Raw genomic sequence first — 25,478 nt, 5'->3', positions numbered from 1 at the left:
TTATTCTATTTTATGATGCGCACGCCCTAAGTGGTTTGCCGCGTTTATTTGGCTCTCTCAGAATCAGTTGCCTGTTCTTTCCCTTTTGTCCTTCGAATTCTAGCTAACGATGATCCCGATTTCCAACGCTTTCTGGACGGCTTCTTCCTTGTTGCGTACTCCTAGCTTAATATAGGCTGAGGAGGCGTAGTTTCTGACCGTGCCGACCGACAAATACACCTTGGACGCTATCGTCTTGTACCCGAGCCCTTTGGCAACAAGCTGCAATATTTCTATTTCCCTGTAAGTCAGGTCATAGTCGTTGACGGCTTTCAGTTGCGTTGATTCGACGCTCTTATCGAGCTTCTCGAATATTTTTTGGGACATTCCCTGATCGATTAATGTGCCTCCTCTGTGTATAAGCCGGATGGTATCGGCCAGCTCTAACGGTTCGGCTGATTTTAGCAGGAAGCCGTCCGCACCGCTGCGCAGTAAGTCCAATGCTTGCTCCGCATCCTGGAACGTCGTGAAAATCAATATGCGGATATGCGGCCATTGCTGCTTGATCATTTTGGTTGTCTCGGCTCCATTCATGCGTGGCATATCCAAATCCATTAGCACTACGTGGGGCTGGAGGCGTCCGCACAGGTCGACGGCTTGTTTGCCATCCTCTGCCGAGCCGACTACGTTCAAGTCTTGGTATTTGCCGAGCAGCATCTGCAGACTTTCCCGAATAAAAGGCTGGTCGTCGACGATCAACAGCTGAATAAGGTCGTTCTCCATTTCCGCTTGTCGCGGCAACGTACAGGTGACAAGTGTACCTTCCCCTGGTTTCGTATAGACGAACACTTGACCTTGCAAATTCATGGCCCGCTCCTTCATCGCGTTCATGCCGAAGCCCTCCTGCCATTCTTCCATCCCTCTTCCGTTGTCATGCACCTCCAATCTTGTATCTTGGTGCCCAAATTGCAAAGAAACAGTGATATCCGTCGCCTGGCCGTGACGAACCGCATTCGTGAGCGACTCCTGCAAGCAGCGAATGAACGCCATTTTCGCTTGTTGGGACAGTCGGGACTCCTCTCCGAACGCACGAAAGCTTACCTCGACCCGGGCATGCTCCTGAAATTCATCTCCAAGCTTTTGCAGAGCCTGGACCAAGGAAAGCGACTGCTCTGAAGACTCCATTTGATGCAAGTAGCCCCTCACTTCCTCTATACTTTTGCGGCCCAACTCAAGCAAGGAATCCAGCCTCTGTCTACCCTTTTCAGTAGTAAGCTCGGAGCGGAACGCTTCCATTCCCATGATGATGGAAGTATATGCATGACCGACAGTATCGTGAAGCTCTTTCGACAGCCTGTTTCGCTCTTCTGCCAGCGTAATACGCTCGATTTGGGACATATATTGCTCAAGCACCGCGTTTTGCTTGCGGATCGTTTCATTTTGCCGATGATTGACGGTCAATAAATGAAAAGCGAATCCCATCACATAAGCAAGTCCGTAGTAGATTACCATGAGCCAATAGCTGTAATTTGGCGAAACAACATAAAAAATTCCGGGAATTACCAAGACCGTTGCAGGTGCCGTCCAATGATAGGACAGACGGGCGCTATTCGCCGCGATCAGAAAGACTGATACAAGAAATGAAGGAAAAGCTTCTGGAAACAACGAGGTTAAATGTACGCATAGCCCGCCAAAGAGCAGTATCTCTGTGAATAAATAATATTTGTAGTTGAGCAGCAAGCAAACCCAGGGAATGGAGAAAGCGGCAATCTCCCAAAAAATAACGGTCCATAAAGGCAGCGCTAGACCTTCCTGAAATCTGATCGTCGTGAGAATGAGCGAAACGCTAGTAATAAGGCGGAGCCCCAGCATAATCCAATCGTACCAAAACCATTTTTTGATCATTTCCAACAATTCTTTCAACCCCTAAGCAGCTATCTGTGTGTTTCCTATAGTTATTATAAACCAAACCTTTATGCAGTGTGTAATTGGCTGTTTACGCTCCGTCACCTGCATAAGGCCGGAAAAAAATAGCTATCGGTCCAGCTGTTGAATCATGGTTCGCGTATAACCTCCGAATGTTTTCGCCAACCGGTCACCCAACTTGACGCTTATTGCGGCAAGCACCGCTCCCAGAACCATGATAAGGAGTGATTTCGCAAAAGTATCTACTTGCATGAAAATGACATTCATATCGATGTACCGATACAAAATTGGTGCCAACAGGAATGCAAGCGGTGTTAAATAGAGAACGACTACGCTGACGAGACTGACGAGTCCGATCCCCAACTTCTGCATTAGCCAAAAGACGGCGAGCCAATTGCGACGATCCGTAAGTTCTAATTTGGCATGAACCCAAATCGATGCATCCGTTGTTGTTTTTTTGTCGTAAGGTGCTGTCGTAATATCTGTATAAATTTTCGTCTGCGTGCGTTCGAATTGGATGAAGGTTGTCGTAGTTCGCAATACCCGTGTAAATAGTGGAATGCCGATTCCTATAAATGAAAGACTTAAACTGAACGACAGAGCTAACATATAAAAGCAAAAGTAAAATAAGCCTGTAATGAAAGTTAATACTAAAAAACAACCATTTTGGATGAAACCTGATTTCATAAGGTTCATCGCTCCTCTCCGTGTAATAGCGGTATTGTATGGTTAGCTTCTTCCGTCAACCGCACCAGTGTAAAAATGTTATGTGACATTCGGAATATATCCAACCTGCTCCATACTAACCGCACAGCTGTCATCTCCACCAGTGACAACATGTCATCATTTGCTTTGTGATATGTTGGGGCTGATCGATTCGTTAGCGTGGATTGCATCACATGAAATAGTGAAGAGTTGTAACTGGCTTAAATGATAGGGAGGGAGTGACAATTGGACTACTGAAGACGACCCAATTTGCTTGTATGCAGATAGAGTCTTACTTCAAAAAAATCCATGAGGTGATACCATGAACAAAAGAAGAAAAATGATTTACGGTGGAGTTGCCGTAATGCTAAGTACTGCGATTATAACTACAGGTTGCAGTACGGGACCAGCTGAAAAGACGGATCAAATAGGAACAACCCAACCCGTTGAGACAGCTCAAATATCTCAAAACAGTATTGCAAAATCACTCCAATTGCAGGCGAAGCAACTGAAGACGTCAGATCCAAAACAACCATTGGATGATTTAAAACCGCTAAAAGACATGATAGGAAATGCAAATTATGTTGGTTTGGGAGAGGCTACTCACGGAAGCTCGGAGATTTTTATGATGAAGCATCGCCTCGTGAAGTATTTGGTCACTGAGCTGGGATTCACCAATTTTGGGATTGAAGAGGATTGGGGCAGCGGTTTAAAGCTGAACGAGTATATCCAAACGGGAAAAGGCGACCCTAGGGAGTTTTTGAAGCTGTTGTACCCAACGGATGAGATCGTCGCTATGGTAGAATGGATGCGGGAATACAACTCTGATCCTGTAAATAAAAAGAAAATTCAATTCATCGGACTCGACCTAAAAATGCTGGATCAAAGTGTCTTCGATAAAGTGATCAACTATGTAAAAGAGTATCATCCTGATTTGCTGCCCGAAGTCGAGCAAAGCTACAAAGAGTTATCATCGGTAGCAGGTAATCTACAGGAATATATGAAGCTGACTACTGAAGTGAAAGAAAAGCATATGGCTAATGCGCAAAAAGTAGTCAAACTACTTGAAGACAAAACGAGGCCGAATAATGAGACGGATTCATACGAGCTAGCTTGGGTGAAAGAGACGGCTAAGGTGATAGAGAATTTTACAAAGATGGTGATTCCGGCTGACTATCCGAGCCTGGTGAAGCTGCATGATCAGTATCTAGCCGAGCACGCTGTTTGGGCTCAAGAAAAATTGGGCGGTAAAACGATGGTTTGGGGGCACAATATTCACATAGCTAAAGGTGTTATCACTGAGAAGATGTATCCTAAAGTCGCCGGGGAGTTTCTGAAAGAACGTGTAGGTAATCAATATGTAGCCATTGGCTCCACCACCACGGAAGGCAAATTTACGGCATTTATATCACTCAGTGAAAATAAGATTGGAGCGGATGCCATTCAGAAGAACGAGAACAGCTCCAATCATATGCTTGGACAAGTTCATTACGATCAGTTCCTGTTAGATCTCCGCAAATTGAATGGAGCCGCACAGCAATGGGCAAAAGAAAAGCAGCCATTCTTGGATGGCGGTGCACAGATCATTCCTAACGTACCGCAATATGATGATGATGTTTCCCTTCAAGAGCAATTCGACATTTTGGTTCATATTCAAAAAACGACCCCTTCGCATATCAAGTAATATGAAATAAAAAAGACATTCCCTTAACTTGTTACCAGGATGAGGGATTGTTTACGTTTTGTTTGCCGTTCTCTTCGATTGTCTTGGGGGCTGGCATTACTACGAAATTAGGGAGCCATTCTCCAAACGCATACATTTAGCCTCGGTGATATAGATAATGCCTGCCTCTGGGCGCGAAAAAAAAGACACCCCATAGGTGTCTTTTGCTTTACTCCATTTAGAACCGGGACTGGACTCAGTAAGATCCGCCGCCCAATGTACGAAGCTGACAGAGAAGCAGTGCTAATGTGCGCCTAATATCTCCCTCGCCATTCGAATGGTCTTCTCATCGGGTGGCTTGATATGGACAAGAGGGTATTTCAAACCAAGCTGTTCGTACTTGTACTTTCCCATTTCGTGATAAGGCAGGACCTCCACCCGCTCTACATTGCGCAAGGTTTTAATAAAGTCGGCCAGCTTCCGAAGATCCGATTCATCATCAGTCAGTCCGGGAACTAGGACATGTCTGATCCAGACGGGGATATTAGTTTCTGAGAGAAAACGGGCAAAGTCGAGAATATGATCGTTGGGCTTACCGGTTAGGTCGAGATGCTTTTGCGGGTCGATCTGCTTCAGGTCAAGCAGAACGAGGTCGGTATGCTGCATCAACATCTGCAGCGTCTCAAAGAAATGGCCGCGACGGCTAAAGCAACCGCCTGAAGAATCGATTGCAGTGTGAATACCGAGTTCTCGTTTTAAAGCCCGGAAAAGAGTAAGAAGAAAATCAGCCTGCAATAGAGGCTCTCCGCCACTAACCGTTACTCCGCCCCCGGAAAACTGCAGGAAGGGGAGATATCCGCGAATTTCCTCAACTAATTCCTGTACCGTTACCAGTTGGCCTTTCCCAATCGTCCAGGTATCGGGGTTGTGGCAATATTGGCAGCGCAGTAAGCATCCCTGCATAAAAACAACGAACCGGATCCCCGGGCCATCTACCATACCGGATGTTTCAATGGAATGAATGCGGCCTTCGTGCTGCTCCATAGCGCTTCCCCCGTCAGATTTTTTCGTGAAAGGTTCTGTTGATGACATCAAGCTGCTGCTCTCTTGTCAGTTTGATGAAATTAACCGCATAGCCTGACACTCGTATCGTGAGCTGCGGATACTCCTCTGGATGCTCCATCGCATCAAGCAAGGTTTTGGTGTCAAACACATTAATATTAAGATGATGGCCATCCTTGGCTGTATACCCGTCAAGCAGCGCGGTCAGATTACGGACCCGATCCTCTTCGTTCTTCCCAAGAGCGCCAGGAATAATCGAGAACGTATTCGATATGCCATCCAAAGCGTACTCATAAGGAAGCTTCGCTACGGAGGCCAATGAAGCAATCGCACCTTTCCGGTCCCTGCCGTGCATCGGGTTCGCTCCCGGGGCAAATGGCTCGCCCTTTTTTCTCCCATCCGGGGTGTTCCCGGTCAACTTACCATATACCACATTAGATGTGATGGTCAGCACCGACATCGTGGTCCTAGCCTGTCTGTAGGTGGAGTGTTTCTTAAGCTTGCGGTAGAACCGTTTGACGAGATCTACCGCAATCTCATCCGCGCGGTTATCGTTATTTCCGTAAGCAGGATATTCGCCTTCAATTATATAGTCGACAGCAAGACCGTTCTCATCCCGGACTGGCCGAACCTCTGCATATTTAATGGCACTGAGCGAGTCGGTTACGACCGAAAGACCCGCAATTCCGGTTGCCATGGTCCGCATCGTTTCCTGATCATGAAGCGCCATCTCGATACGTTCATAACAATATTTATCATGCATGTAGTGAATTACATTTAAGGTGTTGATATAGAGTTCCGCAAGCCATTCCATCACATGGTCGAAAGCGGGCATCACTTCGTCAAAGTCCAGCTTGTCCGACAGAATCGGCCGCAATGGCGGGGTTATCTGCACCTTCATCTGCTCATCCATCCCGCCGTTAATCGCATACAGCAGTGCTTTTGCCAGATTCGCCCGAGCGCCGAAATACTGCATCTGCTTGCCGATCCGCATTGCGGACACACAGCAGGCAATCCCGTAATCATCGCCAAAATAAGTCCGCATTAAATCATCATTCTCATATTGAAGAGAACTGGTCTGAATCGTCATGCGTGCACAATATTCCTTGAACTTCTGAGGGAGACGGGTGGACCAGAGTACGGTCAAATTCGGTTCCGGCGATGGACCAAGCGTCTCGAGCGTATGCAAGAACCGGTAAGTATTCTTGGTGACTAACGGACGACCATCCAGGCCGATGCCTCCGAGGGACTCGGTGACCCATGTCGGATCGCCGCTGAACAGCGCGTTATATTCCGGTGTCCTTGCGAACTTTACCATACGCAGCTTCATGACAAAATGATCGACGAGCTCCTGCGCCCCTTGCTCCGTCAGCCTCTGCTCCCTCAGGTCGCGCGCTATATAGATGTCCAGAAAGGTGGAGGTGCGGCCAAGACTCATTGCAGCCCCGTTCTGCTCCTTGATCGCGGCAAGATACCCGAAGTACAGCCATTGAAAAGCTTCCTGCGCGGTCTCCGTCGGCTTTGTAATATCGAATCCGTAGCTGGCCGCCATCTGCTTCAGCTCCGTAAGGGCACGCAGCTGCTCCGCGATTTCTTCACGTGCCCGAATTACATCTTCAGTCATCGTGCGTTCGTCGAAGAAGGAGAGCTCCTCTTTTTTGCTTTTGGCGAGAAAATCCGTGCCATATAATGCAACTCGCCGGTAATCGCCGATAATCCGTCCCCGGCCATACGCATCCGGGAGCCCTGTAATAATGCCGGCTTTTCTGGCTAAGCTCATGGCAGGTGAATAGCCGTCAAATACGCCTTGATTATGAGTTTTCCGGTAAGTGGAGAAAATATGCTCGATTTCCGGATCCAGCTCATAACCGTAAGATTCACAAGCATTCTTAGCCATTCGGATCCCGCCGTAAGGCTGAAGGGCCCGCTTGAACGGCTTCTCCGTTTGAATACCCACGATGACCTCAAGCTCCTTATTCAAATAGCCGGGGCCATGGGAAATAATACTGGAAACCACTTCAGTATCCATATCCAGAACTCCGCCTTGATCACGTTCTTGCTTCGCGAGCTCCATGAACTGTTCCCAGAGCTGTAACGTGGCTTCCGTGGAACCAGCCAGAAAAGACGCATCTCCTTCATAAGGCTCGTAGTTGAGCTGAATAAACTGGCGGACATCAATCTCTTCCTGCCAGCTTCCTGATTTAAAGTCTTCCCATGCCTGCATCGTGACATTTCCTCCTTTATTACTTTGCCATGGGTTTATGGGCTGTGCTTAGTATGATCCGTCTTGCCTAATATAAAGGAGGTACATCAATGGATACTATGGAGGATATCGCCACTTTTACACAAGACCTAAACGGTAGAGACTGGAAACGGGGATAATAACACGAATGCAGGTAAAACTGTGTTTGTTAAGGCTTGTTGTGATTTTGCAACCTGAATCAAGAAGCACGAGTAGATGCCAGGGAGGGGAAAAATGATGGCTGTCAAACAAAGCCAGGCAGAAAATAACGAAAGCATCACCGATAAAAAGCTTACCGCCCAGGAAGAGGTCAACCGTCTGGTTGCACGTGCCCGGGCTTCGCAAGAAGCGTACCTTTCCATGAATCAGGAACAGATTGACCGCATTGTACAAGCAATGGCACTCGCCGGACTGGACAAGCATATGCTGCTTGCCAAGATGGCCGTGGAAGAGACCGGACGAGGCGTGTACGAAGATAAAATCACTAAGAACCTTTTTGCCTCAGAGTATATCTATAACAGTATCAAACATAACAAAACCGTCGGAATTATTGAGGAGAATCTTTATGAGAATTATCAGCGGGTAGCGGAACCTGTTGGCATTATCGCAGGCGTAACACCTGTTACGAATCCGACCTCCACAACGATCTTTAAAACACTGATTGCCACGAAGACGCGAAATCCCATTATTTTTGCTTTTCATCCTTCCGCGCAGAAATGCAGCAGCGAGTCGGCAAAAACACTGCTGGATGCAGCAGTAGCAGAAGGAGCGCCGTCACACTGTGTACAGTGGATCGAGAATCCGTCGCTGGAAGCGACGCAGCTGCTCATGAACCACCCGGATGTAGCTCTGGTCCTGGCCACAGGCGGCTCCGCCATGGTTAAGGCCGCCTATAGCACAGGCAAACCGGCACTTGGCGTCGGACCCGGAAATGTACCTTGCTTTATTGAAAAAACAGCCGATCTCAGACAAGCGGTCACCGATCTTATTCTTTCCAAAACATTCGATAACGGGATGATCTGTGCTTCCGAGCAAGCCCTCATCATTGAGGAACCGGTGTATGATCAGGTTCGCCAAATGATGATAGACAACGGGTGCTACTTTTTAAATAAAACGGAAACAGAGGCAGTCTCGAGTCTCGTGATCACCGGGGAGAAATGTGCAGTTAATGGCGCTATTGTCGGTCAGCCTGCTTACAAAATTGCCGAGATGGCCGGTCTTCAGCTTCCTGAGCATACGAAAATTCTTGTTGCCGAATTGGAGGGCGTAGGAACGGACTTCCCGCTGTCTGCTGAGAAGCTGAGCCCGGTTCTGGCATGCTATAAAGTAACCTCTGCCGAACAAGGCATTGACCGTGCAGCGGAAATCGTCGCATTTGGCGGTTTGGGACACTCTTCTGTCGTTCACTCTAAGGACAATAAAGTGATTGAGGCCTTCGCGGAACGGTTGCAGACCGGACGTGTGATTGTCAATTCCCCTTCAACACAAGGGGCTATCGGCGATATTTACAACACCAATTTACCGTCACTTACCTTAGGCTGCGGATCCTACGGCAAAAACTCAACCACCTCCAATGTAACTGCAGTTAACCTGATCAATATCAAACGTGTCGCCTACCGGAGGGTGAATATGCAGTGGTTCAAAATTCCGCCCAAGATCTATTTTGAAAAAGGGTCCACGCAGTATCTCGAGAAAATGCCTAACATCTCCAAGGTGCTTATTGTTACTGACGCCATGATGGTTAAGCTCGGATATGTGGAAAAAATCGAATATTACTTGCGAAAACGGACCGAGCCAGTTTCTGTTGAGATCTTTGCGGATGTCGAGCCCGATCCGTCCGTAGAGACGGTTGAACGCGGAACCCGCATGATGGAGAACTTCCAGCCGGACTGCATCATTGCACTGGGGGGCGGTTCACCCATGGACGCGGCGAAGGCGATGTGGTTATTTTATGAATACCCGGATACCAGCTTCCATTCGATCAAACAGAAGTTCCTGGATATCCGTAAACGGGTCTACAAATATCCGCGATTAGGCATCAAAGCCCAATTCGTCGCGATCCCGACAACCTCAGGAACAGGCTCGGAGGTAACTTCATTTGCGGTAATCACGGATAAAAAAGAAGGACATACGAAATATCCGCTTGCGGATTATGAACTGACGCCGGATGTGGCGATCATTGATCCGGAGCTTGTTTATTCCCTGCCAAAAGCGGCGGTCGCAGACACCGGGATGGACGTGCTGACGCATGCTATTGAAGCCTACGTTTCCGTCATGGCCAGTGACTATACCGATGGACTTGCGCTGCATGCCATAAGGCTCGTATTCCAGTACCTGGAGAAATCATTCCATACGGCGGACCCGGTTGCCCGTGAGAAAATGCATAATGCCTCAACGATCGCAGGGATGGCTTTCGCCAACGCCTTCCTCGGCATCAACCACAGCTTGGCGCATAAATGGGGCGGTGAATACCATACGGCGCACGGGCGTACGAACGCAATTCTGATGCCGCATGTTATCCGTTATAATGCCACGAAGCCGTCAAAATTTGCATCGTTCCCGAAATATAACTATTTCATCGCCGATGAACGTTATGCAGAAATCGCCAGAATGCTGGGAATGGAAGCACGCACCACCGAAGAGGGGGTTAATAGTTTGATTATGGCTATCCGCAAGCTGAACCAGTCGCTTGGCATTCCCGAGAAATTCCAGGATCTTGGCTTCGCTCCGTCCGATTTCGAATCAAAGGTCGATTATTTGTCCGACCGTGCCTTCGAGGACCAGTGCACCACAGCCAATCCCCGCATGCCGCTAGTCAAAGAGCTTGCAGACATTTACCGGAATGCGTTCTACGGCAGATTTTAATACATTTGTTAAATAAGCCTCTCCTTAAAATGGTTGCACGAGACAACCCTTAACAAGGAGAGGCTTTTTGTATGAAAGGCCTGTTCAAAACAGCCGCTGAATAAAAAAAGACACCGATTAAGGTGTCTTCACTGATACTCCATATGGAGCCGAGGGGTGGACGTGCAGAGCCACAATTCGACGGAAACCGCTGTTAGAACTGTACACAGTTGCCGGTTAGCGAAGACGTATAAATCCCTTGCTCCGCTTAATTGGCCCTAACTTGGACCAACTTAATACAAGTACAATTCCAAAGCTCCCCTAGCCCATGTAGGAATCTCATCACGGCAAAAGCTAATCTGTGAACGTTTGATCTCCGCCACAACTTCAGGTTCACTGGTGTTGTCGATAATAGTGACTTCATCTGAAATCTCCAAGGCAGGCTTCAGATTACTCAATGATTGACCATATCTCCACCGAATATCTTCTTCGGCGATCCAGTGCCCTCCCTGTTCCACTCTTGAAGCTACCCGATCAATATGCATTTGCACATCCTGCAAACCAATATAGTACATGACGACTTTATAACCTTGTTCTTTAGCTGTCTTCATATGACGTAAAACAAAACTTCCCGACAGAGTAGTTTCTATAGCAAAATTTTCTTTTCGCCCGATTAATTCCCTTATTTGCTTTACAGCCTCTCGTCCGGCAGACAGGTCTGCACTTCTGGGGTCCTCCGGGTTAATCCTTTGGCAATCTGGTCAGGATCAATAATGGTTCCAACATAATCCCTCATTTGAAAACTGATTGTGCTTTTCCCGGCTCCATTAGTGCCAGCAAAAACAGTCATTACAGACTCCCGATCAGTCATGACTAATAAGCTCAGTGCGATTTCCGGCTACATCGTAAGTAATCTCGAATTTTTGCCCAGTGGCATCTTCACGTATCCGTTTGCCGTCTTTTATATAATAAATGGAGGCTCCAGCCTTTTTGGCCTCTGCGACTGCATGCTGGTTGGCCTTTTTCAATAACCGTTGCAATTCTTCTCTTTGGGGCAGCATCAGGATAGCACCTCGCTCGGATTTCGAATTTATTTTATAATATTATAACACAATCCTTATAGTTAAATAATTCGTTCGTATACGCTACTTAAGGTCTTCTTCTTCATCCATGTGTCCTAAATAATCACTATACAACTCCATCATCCAATCTCCAAAACCCCAGCCAATACCCTGACTGCTCTGCGTCAATTCGTTGCATCGATCAACAAACTCTTCTTCTAATTGATTGTCCACAATATACTTTAAAGCTTGTTCATATATGCTTGATATAGTACGATAGAATTTTTCATCTATGTCTCCATATGAAAGCGTAAAGTCTACTCCACATTCCACTGTAAAAATCATTAGCTCTGCAATTTGCTCCTTATTTGTTGAAACATTACTAAAGTCCTTTATTGCTTGCTTCACAATCGGGTATCGCAGAATCTCTCCCTTGTGGTGGCCGAATTCCTTCTCAATAATTTTCTTGTACTTTTCTAAGACTTCCTCACTCTCAGGAAATAGTATTGAAAAATAGTGCTCCTGAATGATCGGATATATCCTGGTTATATTTAAGATTTCAGCCTCAAGCTCTTCCCTCGTTAGATTCTTTAAATGCTTCTTAATGGTTGATTTACCCAATTTCAGCATTATAATCTCCTTAATCCGGTTATACTTCCCAGCATTATTATTGTACAGCTTACAAGGTATAATATAATTAAAACACGAGGGCTTATAAATGGACAATATCGAGGACAAATATAACGCGGCTCTGGCTCATATTGAGGAACTTAAGCTGGAAGTCACCCGGTTAAGAAGTCTGCTGGGGCTTTTGGATGATGACAATACAACAAGTACTAATGAACAAATGACGCCTTATTCCACCTCACCGGCTAAAGAAAGCAAAGAGACCACTGTTGGAGATAGTAATGTTCACCAGTACTCTACCGTAGAGGAGAAGCTCGCCCTATATAAAAGTTATTTTCGCGGCAGAGAAGATGTATACCCGATTCGCTGGAGTAACAAGCAAGGAAAGTCCGGATATTCGCCCGCCTGCGCTAATGAGTGGACTTCTGTCTGCGAGAAACCCCGGGTAAAGTGTTCGGTTTGCAAATACCAGAGCTTCATGCCTCTTACAAGTGAAGTGCTGTCAGCCCATTTAGATGCACGGCAAGACCGGACGGTTGGTATCTATCCAATGCTGCCGGATGAAACCTGCTGGTTTTTGGCCATGGATTTTGACAAACATGATTGGAAGCAGGATGTGACTGCCGTGATAGAGTTATGCAAAAGCCATGAAATTCCTGCCCTCTTAGAGCGCTCGCGTTCCGGCAATGGGGGGCATATCTGGATTTTCTTCAGTCAAAATATTGAGACAGCTACAGCCAGGAAATTTGGAATGACCCTGCTGAGTCTAACCATGAACAACAGATATCAGATCGGCATGGAGTCCTATGACCGCCTGTTTCCCAATCAGGATACACTGCCCAAAGGCGGATTCGGCAACCTCATTGCCCTTCCCCTTCAGGGGGGGCCGCGTAAACAGGGAAACAGTGTCTTTGTTAACGAGCGCTTTGAGCCCTATGCTGACCAATGGGGTACATTATCCGAACTTGGTAAGATGGGCGAAGACCAGGTGAAGCAATTTATATACAAGTACGCGGAGCGTGGGCTTTTTACCAATGACAGCATTACAGCGGGATCAGACCAAGAAGCAGATGGATTGACCTTGTTACAAGAGAACCAGACTCAGGCAGCAGAGGTTCTAATGGAATCTTTACCTGCTGAAATACAGGTCCTGTATTCGGATCGCCTTTATATTCTCAAGTCTGGACTTCCCTCAAGTGCAATTCATGCTCTGATCAAATTAGCTTCCTTCTCCAACCCTGATTTTTATAAAGCACAAGCGATGCGGCTCTCCACCTACGGTAAACCCCGGGTGATCTCATGCGCAGAGGATCGGGAGAATTATGTAGTTCTGCCAAGGGGATGCCTGCCGGATTTGTTATCTTTTTTCGAGCATAATCAGGTTAAGGTATCGCTTAAGGATCAACGTTCGTCTGGAACCTCAATAGAGGCAGAGTTCACCGGTACGCTGACCACTCTCCAGGATACAGCAGCCAGAGCGATTCTAAACCGGGACATAGGGGTTCTCTCGGCGGCAACCGCATTTGGTAAAACTGTCATAGCAGCCAGCATTATCGCTTCAAGAAAGACAAACACCCTTATCTTAGTGCACCGCCGGGAGCTTATGGAACAATGGCAGGAACGGTTACACACCTTTCTTGAAGTTCCTAAACAGGCAATCGGGTTGATCGGCGGCGGCAAAAATAAACGAACCGGCATCATCGACATTGCTGTCATTCAGAGCCTGAACTATAAAGGGAATGTTAAGCCCTTCGTAAGTGAATACGGCCAGGTCATTGTGGATGAGTGCCACCACGTATCAGCCTACAGCTTCGAACAAGTTCTTCGGGAAGTCAAAGCAAAGTATGTTTTTGGCTTAACTGCCACTCCCAAACGTCAGGATGGACAAGAAGCAATCGTACGGTTCCAGCTTGGACCTGTGCTATTGAAGGTGGACGCCAAAACCCTAAGCAGTTCCAGAGGATTTTCATTAAGGGTAGTCCCCCGGTATACTCATTTTCAGATCAAGCCAGGTGAGCTGGTTTCCGGAATTCAGGACATCTATCAGCAGCTTGTAGACAACGAGGAACGTAATACACTTATTTTTGATGATTTACTTACCTGTCTGGATGAAGGCCGCTCTCCGCTGCTGCTGGTTGAACGAACCGCTCATGCTGAATATTTTGCAGAGAGATTACATGGCTTCGCCAAAAACGTAATTGTGCTAAGGGGCAGGATGGGGAAAAGGCAGAGAGAGGCTCTCCGTGCCCAAATCGCCTCGATTCCAGATGATCAGGAGCGTGTAGTTATTGCTACTGGCAAGCTAATCGGTGAAGGCTTCGATGACGCCAGACTGGACACCTTGTTTCTTGTCCATCCGATTTCTTGGACAGGTACTTTGCAGCAATATGCAGGCCGCCTGCACCGAAGTCATGTGAATAAAGAAGAAGTGAAAATATATGATTACATCGATCTTCAGGTTCCAATGTTAATGGCGATGTTCAAGAAAAGAGTAAAGGGATATCGGAAGATGGGATATAAGGGGGCGGAGTTGTAACAAAGCGTATAAAAATAGGCTGGGCGTGTAGAACCCCTTTCCCAAAAAGGGCCTTAAACCCTTGATGGGAAAGGGATTTTAGAAACTGAGGCGTGGACGTGCAGAGCCACAATTCGGCGGGAACGACTGTTAGAACTGTACGAGATAGCCGTTTAGTTAGTTTTCAGTTGCATTTCTCCAGTGTCAATCACAGCCCCTGCTTGTTTCAAGAAGTTAAAACCAAGTATTCCGTCGATCTCCATACCATAATCCATGTTCCCGATTTCCACTTGAAAATCATTAAGTATTGCTTGATCGACTATAATCGCGTCCAGGTATTTGGTGTACACATACTCCACACCACCTACACCCCGTATAATATCAACGATATCATTTCCTTCAGGGACCATACCTATTTCTTGTACAATATCCGCATTCAAAAGTGTGCTGGCAGAGCCTGTGTCAAGCAATACCTTCCCCAGCTTTAATTCTCTCCCCCTAAACACAACTATCATGCTTACGAAGGGAAGTCCATAGATTTCTGTTATATTCATCTCGGCCCTCTGATACCAACATATCGTTCTCGTGCCACAACCTCAGGACGGGAGGTGTGAAAGAAACAATACTCTCTGTGGGGATCTTCCTGGTGCAGTTCACTATACCGCTTCAATGCTTTGGTAGAGTCCTCATAGGAGTCGATCACGGACATCTCTTCAATAAAACGCTTGCCTTCCTTAGAATAGGCCTTAGTCGCCTCAAGAACGACCCATTCATTCGGAAAACGCTCCTGAACTTCATCCCATCGCATCTTGGACACCTCCGGTTGAATAATTACAATTATTATAGCATATCAGGTGTCAACATCTAAACCAGAGTCAGACCTCCACCCGATCTTTGGAGCTCTTTTATAAAGCGGTATCCCTCCAGAAATCCAACTACAAAAGCTTCCTCTTCTTCGAGACCCTGTTCTATGCTCATAGCCTCCTCCATGAATCCGTACAATTCACGTTGAGTCCAACTACTGTGCAGCGATTGATTGCATAAGAAGACTCTTCGCTTGCCCTTCTGATATTGAGGATTGTTAGAACACACTCCCCACGTTTCAAGATGTCTTCTAGCGGCTACCTCGCTCAGTATTTCTCTCATTCCATTCCCCCTTTCAAATCTACAATACTAGTGTTTCCTATTTACTAGATTTAAAACAACGAACAGTGACAGGTAGCTGATTATTATATATAGCAAGACAAACAATAAAAGTTAGAACAAATGTTCTTGTTTAATGAATTAATATACAGTAAAATACACCTAAAAGGAGGTGTACTATGACGACTTATATTGTGAATACGAATACAAAGGAAGTTCACAAAACTGCTAAAGTAGAGTCACGCTGCAGAATTAATGAAATCAAACCCCAACATAGAATTGATACAGACAATGCCCAGGTTTACTTTGCTCAAGGATATAATGGCTGTAAATGGTGCTATCCAGAAAAGAATACTGGGTAAGCCATATAAAATAAATGAACCCGTATCTTCAAACCATATGGTTTGGGATTATGGGTTCATTTTATGAATGACTATACCTTTCTTCTATTAACCCGTGTAGAACCCCTATCCGAAGATAACGGCACATAAGCTTCTACGAGTGTAGTTATAATTTTGATGTCACCCTAGAAGCTCCCCGTAACCGGGTCCCCTGCGGGTCAGCCTGATTATCTTCTTCTGCTGACACTAGGCGGAGATGAGACAGCCTTCAATTATGCTCCAACATATATTATTCTAAGTCCACACCTAAATAATGCTTAGCTTTACTTTGAAGCTGCTCCACTATAAAATTCAACATGTCCTGAAGAAAGCTTTAACTCATCTGAGATCTTTTTTAAATCATTTTCATAAAGTAAAAGATGAATAATTTTCCTTTCTACGGATGATAATCTTTTCAAAAAAATTTTTATACGAGTGTTCTCTTCTCTATATCGTACTTATTAAACAGTTGCATCTCTATATCGATCAGTTTACCTTCTGAGGTCTTGGCGTAAACATCAAAAATGGATTGTTTGTCGAGTGGATCATCTTTATCTGTATAAGGATTCATCAGAATGATCTCAGTCAGCGGCGGCTCGCCAGCTTCCATAAAAATGCGGTTAAGAAACGCCAGCAGCACATCCTTATTATTCTCGCTGCCAAATATCCGTTTGAATACAAAATCTACACGCGGATCCAACAATTCCATCGGCATCAGCTCAATTGGTTATTATTATATCATCTTTCAAGGAAACTGAGCCTTGAAGGAAATAACTAAAAACGAAAAAAGACACCCCTAAAGGTGTCTTTCACTGATACTCCATATGGAGCCGAGGGGAGTCGAACCCCTGTCCGAAGATAACGGCACATAAGTTTCTACGAGTGTAGTTACAGTTTTGATGTCACCCGAGTATCGCCCCGTAACCGGCTATACGTTGGGTCAGCCTGATTATCTTCTTCTGCTGACCCCAGGCGGAGACCAGACAGCGTATCCCACTACTTGTTAGCCCCTATCCCTGTCACATGGGCGATGCAGGGTAGAAGCACGCACACAGGTTATTAAGCTGCGAAAGCGTAGTTTGTTTGTTGTTTGCCGTTTAATAGGCTTTAGCGTTGATGAAGCGGACGCGTCCCCACTACTCGCTGCTCATGCTCGAACTACCCCCGTCGAATCCAAGAACGGCCCCTCATTAGAAAAGGGCGCTTCGGATCAAGCGGATCCTCCAGCAAGAGAGATCCAGGCAGTCTCTGTCTTAGAGGACTGTCACGAAGCAAAAATCTTACTTACACAGTATAGCACATTTATCAACACTTTAACACGTGGGTTAAAGGAATTGAAGGGTAGATCTGGAACGTGAGGAAGAGCCGGGCAATCGGCTTATCTGGCGATCTTTTGCTTCTCGCGCAGCGCACGCTGGATGTCGCGTTGAGCGTCTTTTTTGGCGGCGGTGTCGCGTTTGTCGTATTGCTTCTTCCCTTTGCCCAGGCCGATCAGCAGCTTCGCATAGCCATTGCGCACATAGATCTTCAGCGGCACAATCGAGTAGCCTTCCTGCTTGGACTGGCCGAGCAGCTTGTGAATCTGCACCTTGTGCATCAGCAGCTTGCGTGTACGTGTCGGGTCCGTCGGATTGTTGCGGTTCCCCTGTTCAAAAGGGCTGATGTGCATATTGTGCACATGAATCTCGCCATTTCGAATGGTGGCAAAAGCATCACCAATGTTAGCGCGGCCGTTACGCAGCGACTTGATTTCGGTACCGGTCAGCACCAAGCCCGCTTCATAAGTGTCCTCGATAAAATAATCATGGGAAGCTTTTTTGTTCTGGGCGAGCACTTTCCCGTCTGCTTTTTTACCCATGAAAGTCACTCCTTGCATCGGATTTCCTGTTTGAACAAAGTCAAACGTCAGATCTATATTGTATCAAATGCGATTGCGCTAACGCAAGGAGGGATGATCCACTAAACAAAACAGAGGCACATCTACCTCTGCAATCATAGAAGGAAAGCTATGACAACATACACGTCTCATGCCAATTTAAACAAACACGGTTACGCTGTTCTTGGCTGCACAGGTAGCCGCTTTCGATTTCAGGTATGCGTTGCTTGAGCGCCCTTCATGAATCCTGCGGAAATCCCAAGTGGAAAAAGGATCACTAATTTGCTTGAGCAACCGCTCTCCGCAGCCTAAGTTGGAAAAAGAATCACTAATTCAGCTCATTTCGCTCCCGGCGTGGCAATAGGGCCCAGATAAGTTCCCTATTTCCACTTAAATCTCACAATTGTTGTTTTTCGGGAAAAATAAGTTCCCTTTTTCCAACTAGCACTGCTCTCCTGCTTCTCGCAAGCGCCAGTTGGAAAAAGGCTATCAAATCCGGCTGATTTCCACCCTTTTAGGTGAATAAACTGAATTCACACCTACTTATCCCCAACTTTATACACATTTTATACACAGGGTGGGGAAATCATAATTTCCAGATTGGTAATAAGAGGTAGTCCTCACTTTCCCCAAAATAAATATTCTTGCCTGTCAAAAAAGCACTGCTCCCTCACACAGGAAGCAGTGCTCTTATTGTTTCCGGTTTACTCTTGCGTTTTTTTCTTCTTCTTGCGGCGGCCGCTGCCCTCAGCGTTGCCGCTTTTGTCGCTCCGCTCCACGTTGCCCGGCGTTACGGAAGGGCTGATGAAAACGCCGCCCTTTTTCTTCTTTTTGCGGCGGCTCTTGCCTTCGCCGCCGCTGGCCGCTGCCCCGCTGCCCAGATCCTCGCGGCTGCGGAACCGCGTGCTGGCGTCCACGCCGCGCAGCTCGCTGGCCTGCTCGGCTCCACCGCCGGTAGGGGCGCCATAGCCGCCCTTGCCGGAGCCGAAGCCGAAGCTGATGCCGCGTCCCCCGGCACCGCCTCCGGCCTCACCGCTGCGGCTGCGCCCGCCGCTGCGGTCCCGCTCACGCGGCGCGCTGGCCCCGCCAGCCTCGCCGCGGTTCACGGCCGCGAAGGCCCGGCGCGCTGCCTCTGCCGGGCCGCCGCCCCCGCGCTTGCCGCGGCCGCCAGCCGGCGCACCGCCGCTGGCTTCCTCCGCTGCGCGGGGAGCTTCTCCGGCGCGTGCCACCGCGCCGGACTTGCCGGCGTGTGCTGCGCCGCCGGCCTTCCCCCGGCCCGCTGCTGCGCTGCCGGGCTTGCCTTTACCGCCGGCGCGGCCCTTGCCGCCGGCTTTGGCTCCCGGCGGCTTGGCGAAGCCGCCGCCCGTGCGGCCACCCTTGCCGCCGCGCCCGCCATAGCTGCGGTGCTCTCCCGCCGCGCGCGGCTTCATGTCGACCATCTCGAAGTCAATCGTGTGGTCGTCCATGTTGACCTTGGCGACACGGATCTTCACCTCGTCGCCAATACGGAACACCTTCGAGGTGCGCTCGCCAATGAGCGCCATATGGGCCTCGTCGAAGTGGTAATAATCATCGCTCAGCGCGCTGAGGCGGATTAAGCCTTCGACGGTATTTTCCAGCTCGATGAACATCCCGAAGCTGGTTACACTGCTGACCATGGCGTCGAATTCCTCGCCAACCTTGTCCTGCATGAACTCAGCCTTCTTAAGCTGCTCCGTATCGCGTTCGGCCTCTACAGCCACACGCTCGCGTTCCGAGGACTGCTGGGCGATCTCCGGCATCCGGCTGGCGAGATACTCATGGCGTTTCTCCGTCAGCGCTCCGCCGTTCTCAATGACCTCCCGCATGACGCGGTGAATAACGAGGTCGGGATAACGCCGGATCGGCGATGTGAAATGGGAATAAAACTCCGCAGCCAGCCCGAAATGGCCTGTGCTCTCAGCATCATACTTCGCCTGCTTCATGGAGCGCAGCATCATGGTACTGATCACAGTCTGCTCCTTCGTCCCCTGAATCTGCTCCAGCAGATCCTGCAGGGCGCGCGGATGCACCGAATTGCCCCGGCCTTTGACATGATAGCCAAAGTTCGCTGCAAAAGCCATGAAGTTCTGCAGCTTCTCCGGGTCCGGATCCTCGTGAATCCGGTACAGGAACGGTACCTTCAGCCAGTGGAAATGCTCTGCGACTGTTTCGTTAGCCGCCAGCATGAACTCCTCGATAATCTGCTCAGCCACGGAACGCTCGCGTTTTACAATATCTATAGCCTTACCGTTCTCATCGACGATAATTTTGCTCTCTTCGAAGTCAAAATCAACCGCACCTCGGCGCATCCGCGCACCACGCAGCTTCATCGCCAGCTCTTTCATCAGGCGGAAATCATCGATCAGCGGACTGTAGCGCTCCAGCAGCTCCGGATCTTCGTCCTCAACAATTTTGCGGACATCGGAGTAGGTCATTCTTTCTTTGGTGCGGATTACGCTCGTAAAAACATCATGCTTCACGACCTTCATATGCTCGTCAAATTCCATCTCGCAGGACATCGTCAGCCGGTCCACCTTAGGATTTAAGCTGCAGATACCGTTCGACAAGCGATGCGGCAGCATCGGGATGACCCGGTCCACCAAATAGACGCTGCACCCGCGGTCAAAAGCTTCCTTATCCAGTTCAGACCCTTCACGCACATAATATCCAACGTCAGCAATATGCACGCCCAGCTTGTAGTGGCCGTTCTCCAGACGCGATACATTCACGGCATCATCCAGATCCTTGGCGTCCGCACCGTCAATGGTGACAATGTTCAGCCCGCGCAGATCGCGGCGTCCCTGCTGGACGATCTCTTCCTCCGTAATTGAATCAGGAGCCTGCTCCGCTTCATGCATTACTTCTGCCGGAAAAGCCTCCGGAAGCTGATGCTTCCGGATCACCGACAGAATATCCACACCCGGGTCATCCTTGTGACCAAGGATCTCTATGATCTCCCCCTCAGCCGCTGCCCGGCCTTCCGGGTAATTGACAATACGGACAACGACCTTTTCTCCGTCAACCGCACCCTTGAAGGATTGCTTGGGAATAAAAATATCCCGGTTAATCCGCTTATCATCAGGCAGCACAAACCCATAGGTCTCCAGACTCTGGAACACGCCTACAGTCTGCAGCACCCCTCTTTTGGCGATCCGCACAACTTCGCCTTCCATACGCCCGCCGGACGGGCTTCGCGAGGTAATGCGCACCAGCACGATATCGCCGTTCATCGCACCCTTCAGATCATTGGCATTCAAATAAATATCAGGATGATCGCGGTCATCGGGAATCAGAAAAGCAAACCCCTTTGCATGAGCCTGTACACGTCCGCGCACCAGATCCATTCGTTCCGGTACCCCGTAGCGGGCATTCCGGGTCAGTATCATTCTTCCATCCTGCTCAAGTGCGAGCAGCAGTTCCTCGAACGCTTTGAACGACTCGCTGTCCTCTAATGCGAAATGGCTCACCAGTTCGTCATAAGTGAGCGGCTTATAAGCGGTCTCCCGCATGAAATTCAATAATTGTTCCTGTGTTATCAACTTCGTCACCTCGGCCCTCCGCAGCATTTCGTATGCCGCTGGCATATATGTATGTCTTGTCCTATAATGCCTGTGCGTATTCCAGTAAATTTTACCTGTATATACTCATACCCTAGTATACACGAAATTAATCCAAGGCATCCCTGTAATGATCAACCGTAGGTTAACGAAAACACAAAACTTACTTATCCACAACAAAAAAGCCCCTGCCCCATTCCATTCAGAACAGAGCAAAGGCTTAATGTAAGCTATCTAGTCAACCAGGACAGCCACAAGAATCGACATAATAAAGAATCCTGCTGCCAGTCCAACTGTTACACGCTGCAGTACAAGTTCCATACCACGTGCTTTTGTTTTACCAAAGAGATGCTCAGCACCGCCGGAGATGGCACCGGAAAGACCTGCGCTTTTCCCTTTTTGCAGAAGAACGACCGCAATTAGACCGACGGAAAAAATCAGGAGCAATACTTTCAAAAAGATATCCATTCACTTCCACCTCCTACGTCCAAGCATCACTATCTATGCTAATTTAGGTTTTACGTTTCATAAACAGCATTTTAATTTTATCATAGCCATAGTACGAATACAACTATACAATTCCGGATCTCCTTATAACTTTAGCAATTTCTTAAGTTTGTCTTTTGAACGAGCGCAGAAACAGCAAAAGCAACAAGGAAATTACAAGAATAGGCACGGAAAAGAAGGCATTCCAATTCCCTCCCACCCTCCAATTACAGAAAAGCTGCAGGCCAGCAAAACAGCACTGCCTATCAGCCCTACCAACCCCGGATAAAAAATAAAGCCCTTCCTCTGGCCCCCGTTCCGTGACAGCAACCAGCTGATCAGTACCAGGAGCACTCCAACTCCTATGCCGGCTATAATGGCGTTCATCATCCCACTCCATTCCAGTAATCCACAATTATAGAATACCTTCTCAGAGGATAAGATGCAAAAAAAGAGCCTGCCATTAAGACAGACTCTTTAGAAAAAGCTTAGCTCAAAAGCAATTATCTTTTGAGGTTGTAGAAGGATTTCAGGCCGTTGTATTGAGCCAATTCACCCAGTTCATCTTCGATGCGAAGCAACTGGTTGTATTTAGCGATACGGTCTGTACGGGAAGGAGCACCTGTTTTGATCTGGCCGGCATTGGTTGCCACAGCGATATCAGCGATAGTGCTGTCTTCGGACTCACCGGAACGGTGGGAGATAACAGCAGTGTAGCCAGCGCGTTTTGCCATTTCAATAGCGTCGAAAGTTTCAGTCAAAGTACCGATTTGGTTAACTTTGATCAGAATGGAGTTACCGATGCCTTCTTCGATCCCTTTGTTCAGACGTTCAGTGTTAGTTACGAACAGGTCATCACCAACGAGCTGAATTCTGTTGCCCAATTTTTCGGTGAGCAATTTCCAGCCTTCCCAGTCATCTTCGGAGCAGCCATCTTCGATGGTGATGATTGGATATTTGTCAGCCCAAGAAGTAAGCAGGTCTACGAATTCAGCTGGTGTGAAGGATTTTCCTTCGCCTTCCAGGTGGTATTTACCGTCTTTGAAGAACTCGGTGCTCGCTACGTCCATACCCAGGAATACATCAACGCCTGGTTTGTAACCGGCTTTTTCGATAGCTTCCATGATGGAGGACAGTGCATCTTCGTTGGAAGTGAAGTTAGGAGCGAATCCGCCTTCGTCGCCAACTGCAGTGTTCAGGCCTTTGCCTTTAAGCACGGATTTCAGAGCGTGGAAGATTTCTGCGCCTGTACGCAGAGCTTCTTTGAAGCTAGGTGCGCCAACTGGCAGAACCATGAACTCTTGTACGTCAACGTTGTTGTCGGCATGTGCGCCGCCGTTTACGATGTTCATCATTGGAACTGGAAGCTGTTTCGCGTTGAATCCGCCCAGGTATACATACAAAGGCACGTCCAGAGCTGTTGCTGCAGCACGGGCCACGGCCATGGATACAGCCAGAATTGCGTTAGCGCCCAGTTTGCCTTTGTTGTGAGTGCCATCCAGGGTAATCATCAGTTTGTCGATGCCCAGCTGATCCAGAGCGTCCATACCGATTACTTCTGGAGCGATGATTTCATTCACGTTCTCAACAGCTTTCAGAACGCCTTTACCCAGGTAGCGGTTTTTGTCTTCGTCACGAAGCTCTACAGCTTCGTGAGCGCCAGTGGAAGCGCCGGAAGGAACGATAGCGCGGCCTTTAGCGCCGGATTCCAGATAAACATCAACCTCTACTGTAGGGTTACCACGGGAGTCGAGGACTTCGCGAGCGTACACATCAGAAATAATAGTCATGTAAGTTAATCTCCTTTTATTATCGGTTATAGTCTTGCAGATACTGTCGGGTAAGCCTATTTGCGGCTGGCAATCATGGATTGTCCGGTCATTTCCGCAGGCTGCGGAAGTCCCATCAGATCCAGAATTGTCGGTGCCACATCTGCGAGAATACCGGATTCACGCAGTACAACATTTTCAGTCGTTACGATGAAAGGAACCGGGTTGGTGGTGTGAGCCGTGAACGGACGTCCCTGCTCGTCAAACACCATATCTGCATTGCCGTGGTCGGCAATGATGATGGCAACGCCGCCTTTGGCAACTACTGCATCCACAACCTTGCCCACGCACTCATCCGTAACTTCTACAGCCTTGATGGTTGGTTCCAGCATGCCGGAGTGTCCTACCATGTCAGGGTTCGCAAAGTTAAGGATAATGGCATCCTGTCTGTCCGCTTCGATTTCCGCTACGCAGGCCGCCGCCACTTCGTATGCGCTCATCTCCGGCTGAAGATCATAGGTTGCCACTTTCGGAGAGTTGATCAGGATGCGGGTTTCGCCTGGAAGCTCCTCATCACGTCCGCCGCTGAAGAAGAAGGTTACGTGCGGATACTTTTCGGTTTCCGCGATACGCAGCTGCTTCTTATTCTGCTGTACAAGCACTTCACCCAGCGTATTGTCCAGGTTCTTCGGCGAGTAGGCCACGTAGCCCTGAACCGTTTCGCTGAAGGTAGTCAAACATACAAAATGCAGGTTTTGCGGGAACAAAGGACCCCGGTCGAAGCCGCGGAAATCCGAATTCGTGAATACCTGCGACAGCTGGATGGCACGGTCCGGGCGGAAGTTGAGGAATACGACGGAATCGCCGCTCTCTACTGTCGCCGTCGGTTTGCCTTCGCTGTTCACAATCACGCTAGGCTCAACAAATTCATCATACACAGAGTTCTGGTAGGATGCAGTGATCGCCTGCAGCGCATCGGTATATTGCGGTCCTTCGCCGTAGACCATTGCGCGGTAAGCCTTCTCTACACGTTCCCAGCGTTTGTCGCGGTCCATCGCGAAATAACGTCCCGATACTGTAGCAATCTTGCCTACGCCCACTTCCTCAATCTTGGCGAGCAGATCCTGAACGAACTTCTGTCCGCTGTCAGGAGGTACATCGCGGCCATCCATGAAAGCGTGGATATACACATCGTGCATATCTTCTTTCTTGGCCAGATCGAGCATAGCAAACAAATGATTGATATGGCTATGTACCCCTCCGTCGGATACCAGCGCATACAGGTGAAGCTTCTTACCGGTTGACTTGGCGCTTCTTACAGCTGCAACCAGAGTTTCGTTATCAAAGAACTCTCCATCACGAATCGACTTGTCGATGCGGGTCAGGTCCTGGTACACAATCCGGCCGGCTCCGATGTTAAGGTGACCCACTTCGGAGTTCCCCATCTGTCCTTCCGGCAGGCCCACAGCTTCGCCGCAAGCGGTCAGCGTGGTGTTCGGATACTGCTTCAGGTAACGGTCATAGTTCGGTTTGTTGGCTTGGGCAACAGCGTTGCCTTCAGTCGTATTGCGCAGACCGAAACCATCCATGATGATCAAAGCAACGGGTTTGGGTGCTGACAT

19 protein-coding genes, 1 other RNA gene and 1 pseudogene are annotated in these 25,478 nt (G+C 48.3%); 4 read left to right on the top strand and 17 right to left on the bottom strand.

The features are described from left to right. Positions 1 to 99 precede the first annotated feature (99 nt). Together PGRAT_RS01010 and PGRAT_RS01005 are read right to left on the bottom strand one after the other, a co-directional pair. Positions 100 to 1,893 carry a helix-turn-helix transcriptional regulator gene (locus PGRAT_RS01010; RefSeq protein ID WP_025708171.1) on the bottom strand — a complete coding sequence of 598 codons (1,794 nt, stop codon included), beginning with the start codon at positions 1,891 to 1,893 and terminating at the stop codon, positions 100 to 102. Between the two features lie 120 nt (positions 1,894 to 2,013). Further along, positions 2,014 to 2,592, bottom strand: coding sequence for a sensor domain-containing protein (locus tag PGRAT_RS01005; RefSeq protein ID WP_025708170.1), 579 nt, complete (start codon positions 2,590 to 2,592; stop codon positions 2,014 to 2,016). Between the two features lie 340 nt (positions 2,593 to 2,932). On the opposite strand from PGRAT_RS01005, the gene PGRAT_RS01000 reads away from it, so the two are divergent. Then, positions 2,933 to 4,294, top strand: a complete 1,362-nt coding sequence (locus tag PGRAT_RS01000; protein ID WP_025708169.1) for an erythromycin esterase family protein — start codon at positions 2,933 to 2,935, stop codon at positions 4,292 to 4,294. 282 nt (positions 4,295 to 4,576) lie between these two features. Here PGRAT_RS01000 and pflA read toward each other — a convergent pair whose 3' ends face one another. Then, a complete protein-coding gene (gene pflA, locus PGRAT_RS00995; RefSeq protein WP_025708168.1) occupies positions 4,577 to 5,317 on the bottom strand; it encodes a pyruvate formate-lyase-activating protein in 741 nt (246 codons plus the stop codon). Positions 5,318 to 5,330: 13 nt separating this feature from the next. Then, the gene (pflB, locus tag PGRAT_RS00990; RefSeq protein ID WP_025708167.1) at positions 5,331 to 7,559 is read right to left on the bottom strand and encodes a formate C-acetyltransferase; all 2,229 of its coding nucleotides are present in this window, start codon (positions 7,557 to 7,559) and stop codon (positions 5,331 to 5,333) included. A 255-nt stretch (positions 7,560 to 7,814) separates the two neighbouring features. Here pflB and adhE point away from each other — a divergent pair, with 255 nt between their 5' ends. Further along, the gene (gene adhE / locus PGRAT_RS00985) at positions 7,815 to 10,442 is read left to right on the top strand and encodes a bifunctional acetaldehyde-CoA/alcohol dehydrogenase (protein WP_025708166.1); all 2,628 of its coding nucleotides are present in this window, start codon (positions 7,815 to 7,817) and stop codon (positions 10,440 to 10,442) included. Between the two features lie 272 nt (positions 10,443 to 10,714). Here the strand turns inward: adhE and PGRAT_RS34145 are convergent, their stop codons facing one another. The 4 genes from PGRAT_RS34145 to PGRAT_RS00970 all read right to left on the bottom strand — a co-directional run bounded on the left by PGRAT_RS34145 (position 10,715) and on the right by PGRAT_RS00970 (position 12,112). Continuing rightward, positions 10,715 to 11,032 carry a hypothetical protein gene (locus tag PGRAT_RS34145; protein WP_081758969.1) on the bottom strand — a complete coding sequence of 106 codons (318 nt, stop codon included), beginning with the start codon at positions 11,030 to 11,032 and terminating at the stop codon, positions 10,715 to 10,717. Between the two features lie 80 nt (positions 11,033 to 11,112). Beyond that, positions 11,113 to 11,271, bottom strand: coding sequence for a dephospho-CoA kinase (locus PGRAT_RS34140; RefSeq protein WP_238326898.1), 159 nt, complete (start codon positions 11,269 to 11,271; stop codon positions 11,113 to 11,115). A gap of 13 nt (positions 11,272 to 11,284) precedes the next feature. Further along, positions 11,285 to 11,482 carry a hypothetical protein gene (locus tag PGRAT_RS00975; protein WP_025708165.1) on the bottom strand — a complete coding sequence of 66 codons (198 nt, stop codon included), beginning with the start codon at positions 11,480 to 11,482 and terminating at the stop codon, positions 11,285 to 11,287. A gap of 84 nt (positions 11,483 to 11,566) precedes the next feature. Then, positions 11,567 to 12,112 carry a DUF6155 family protein gene (locus PGRAT_RS00970; RefSeq protein ID WP_025708164.1) on the bottom strand — a complete coding sequence of 182 codons (546 nt, stop codon included), beginning with the start codon at positions 12,110 to 12,112 and terminating at the stop codon, positions 11,567 to 11,569. A gap of 88 nt (positions 12,113 to 12,200) precedes the next feature. On the opposite strand from PGRAT_RS00970, the gene PGRAT_RS00965 reads away from it, so the two are divergent. Next, positions 12,201 to 14,645, top strand: a complete 2,445-nt coding sequence (locus PGRAT_RS00965; RefSeq protein ID WP_025708163.1) for a TOTE conflict system archaeo-eukaryotic primase domain-containing protein — start codon at positions 12,201 to 12,203, stop codon at positions 14,643 to 14,645. A gap of 152 nt (positions 14,646 to 14,797) precedes the next feature. Here the strand turns inward: PGRAT_RS00965 and PGRAT_RS00960 are convergent, their stop codons facing one another. Together PGRAT_RS00960 and PGRAT_RS00955 are read right to left on the bottom strand one after the other, a co-directional pair. Next, complete coding sequence (locus PGRAT_RS00960) at positions 14,798 to 15,178, bottom strand: retropepsin-like aspartic protease (protein ID WP_025708162.1); 381 nt, start codon at positions 15,176 to 15,178, stop codon at positions 14,798 to 14,800. Further along, complete coding sequence (locus PGRAT_RS00955; RefSeq protein ID WP_025708161.1) at positions 15,175 to 15,432, bottom strand: hypothetical protein; 258 nt, start codon at positions 15,430 to 15,432, stop codon at positions 15,175 to 15,177. The genes PGRAT_RS00960 and PGRAT_RS00955 overlap by 4 nt, the downstream gene beginning before the upstream one ends. Positions 15,433 to 15,946: 514 nt before the next feature. Here PGRAT_RS00955 and PGRAT_RS00945 point away from each other — a divergent pair. Next, positions 15,947 to 16,129 carry a hypothetical protein gene (locus tag PGRAT_RS00945; protein ID WP_025708159.1) on the top strand — a complete coding sequence of 61 codons (183 nt, stop codon included), beginning with the start codon at positions 15,947 to 15,949 and terminating at the stop codon, positions 16,127 to 16,129. Positions 16,130 to 16,580: 451 nt separating this feature from the next. On the opposite strand, the pseudogene PGRAT_RS00940 reads toward PGRAT_RS00945, so the two are convergent. The 7 genes and pseudogenes from PGRAT_RS00940 to gpmI all read right to left on the bottom strand — a co-directional run. Then, a pseudogene (locus PGRAT_RS00940) lies at positions 16,581 to 16,856 on the bottom strand (Rpn family recombination-promoting nuclease/putative transposase); the annotation flags it as partial. 113 nt (positions 16,857 to 16,969) lie between these two features. Continuing rightward, positions 16,970 to 17,334, bottom strand: a transfer-messenger RNA (tmRNA) gene (gene ssrA / locus PGRAT_RS32045). 191 nt (positions 17,335 to 17,525) lie between these two features. Then, a complete protein-coding gene (gene smpB, locus PGRAT_RS00935) occupies positions 17,526 to 18,005 on the bottom strand; it encodes an SsrA-binding protein SmpB (protein WP_025708157.1) in 480 nt (159 codons plus the stop codon). Between the two features lie 722 nt (positions 18,006 to 18,727). Then, positions 18,728 to 21,583: a ribonuclease R gene (rnr, locus tag PGRAT_RS00930; protein WP_042267728.1), complete on the bottom strand. Its 2,856-nt coding sequence runs from the start codon at positions 21,581 to 21,583 to the stop codon at positions 18,728 to 18,730. Positions 21,584 to 21,835: 252 nt separating this feature from the next. After that, the gene (gene secG, locus PGRAT_RS00925; protein ID WP_020425581.1) at positions 21,836 to 22,069 is read right to left on the bottom strand and encodes a preprotein translocase subunit SecG; all 234 of its coding nucleotides are present in this window, start codon (positions 22,067 to 22,069) and stop codon (positions 21,836 to 21,838) included. Between the two features lie 521 nt (positions 22,070 to 22,590). Beyond that, on the bottom strand, positions 22,591 to 23,877 hold the full coding sequence (gene eno / locus PGRAT_RS00915) for a phosphopyruvate hydratase (protein WP_025704344.1): 1,287 nt from the start codon (positions 23,875 to 23,877) through the stop codon (positions 22,591 to 22,593). A 56-nt stretch (positions 23,878 to 23,933) separates the two neighbouring features. Next, complete coding sequence (gene gpmI, locus PGRAT_RS00910; protein WP_025704345.1) at positions 23,934 to 25,478, bottom strand: 2,3-bisphosphoglycerate-independent phosphoglycerate mutase; 1,545 nt, start codon at positions 25,476 to 25,478, stop codon at positions 23,934 to 23,936.

This window comes from Paenibacillus graminis (genome assembly GCF_000758705.1).
Taxonomy (GTDB): Bacteria; Bacillota; Bacilli; order Paenibacillales; family Paenibacillaceae; genus Paenibacillus_AQ; species Paenibacillus_AQ graminis.
This window is presented reverse-complemented; position numbering and strand designations above follow the sequence as displayed.

What these genes read in the sequence shown, in the direction of transcription:
- PGRAT_RS01005 (WP_025708170.1), bottom strand. Translation starts at nt 2,592, where the DNA reads ATGAAATCAGGTTTCATCCAAAATGGTTGTTTTTTAGTATTAACTTTC.
- PGRAT_RS01000 (WP_025708169.1), top strand. Translation starts at nt 2,933, where the DNA reads ATGAACAAAAGAAGAAAAATGATTTACGGTGGAGTTGCCGTAATGCTA.
- pflA (WP_025708168.1), bottom strand. Translation starts at nt 5,317, where the DNA reads ATGGAGCAGCACGAAGGCCGCATTCATTCCATTGAAACATCCGGTATG.
- pflB (WP_025708167.1), bottom strand. Translation starts at nt 7,559, where the DNA reads ATGCAGGCATGGGAAGACTTTAAATCAGGAAGCTGGCAGGAAGAGATT.
- adhE (WP_025708166.1), top strand. Translation starts at nt 7,815, where the DNA reads ATGGCTGTCAAACAAAGCCAGGCAGAAAATAACGAAAGCATCACCGAT.
- PGRAT_RS34145 (WP_081758969.1), bottom strand. Translation starts at nt 11,032, where the DNA reads ATGAAGACAGCTAAAGAACAAGGTTATAAAGTCGTCATGTACTATATT.
- PGRAT_RS34140 (WP_238326898.1), bottom strand. Translation starts at nt 11,271, where the DNA reads ATGACTGTTTTTGCTGGCACTAATGGAGCCGGGAAAAGCACAATCAGT.
- PGRAT_RS00975 (WP_025708165.1), bottom strand. Translation starts at nt 11,482, where the DNA reads ATGCTGCCCCAAAGAGAAGAATTGCAACGGTTATTGAAAAAGGCCAAC.
- PGRAT_RS00970 (WP_025708164.1), bottom strand. Translation starts at nt 12,112, where the DNA reads ATGCTGAAATTGGGTAAATCAACCATTAAGAAGCATTTAAAGAATCTA.
- PGRAT_RS00965 (WP_025708163.1), top strand. Translation starts at nt 12,201, where the DNA reads ATGGACAATATCGAGGACAAATATAACGCGGCTCTGGCTCATATTGAG.
- PGRAT_RS00960 (WP_025708162.1), bottom strand. Translation starts at nt 15,178, where the DNA reads ATGAATATAACAGAAATCTATGGACTTCCCTTCGTAAGCATGATAGTT.
- PGRAT_RS00955 (WP_025708161.1), bottom strand. Translation starts at nt 15,432, where the DNA reads ATGCGATGGGATGAAGTTCAGGAGCGTTTTCCGAATGAATGGGTCGTT.
- PGRAT_RS00945 (WP_025708159.1), top strand. Translation starts at nt 15,947, where the DNA reads ATGACGACTTATATTGTGAATACGAATACAAAGGAAGTTCACAAAACT.
- smpB (WP_025708157.1), bottom strand. Translation starts at nt 18,005, where the DNA reads ATGGGTAAAAAAGCAGACGGGAAAGTGCTCGCCCAGAACAAAAAAGCT.
- secG (WP_020425581.1), bottom strand. Translation starts at nt 22,069, where the DNA reads ATGGATATCTTTTTGAAAGTATTGCTCCTGATTTTTTCCGTCGGTCTA.
- eno (WP_025704344.1), bottom strand. Translation starts at nt 23,877, where the DNA reads ATGACTATTATTTCTGATGTGTACGCTCGCGAAGTCCTCGACTCCCGT.
- gpmI (WP_025704345.1), bottom strand. Translation starts at nt 25,478, where the DNA reads ATGTCAGCACCCAAACCCGTTGCTTTGATCATCATGGATGGTTTCGGT.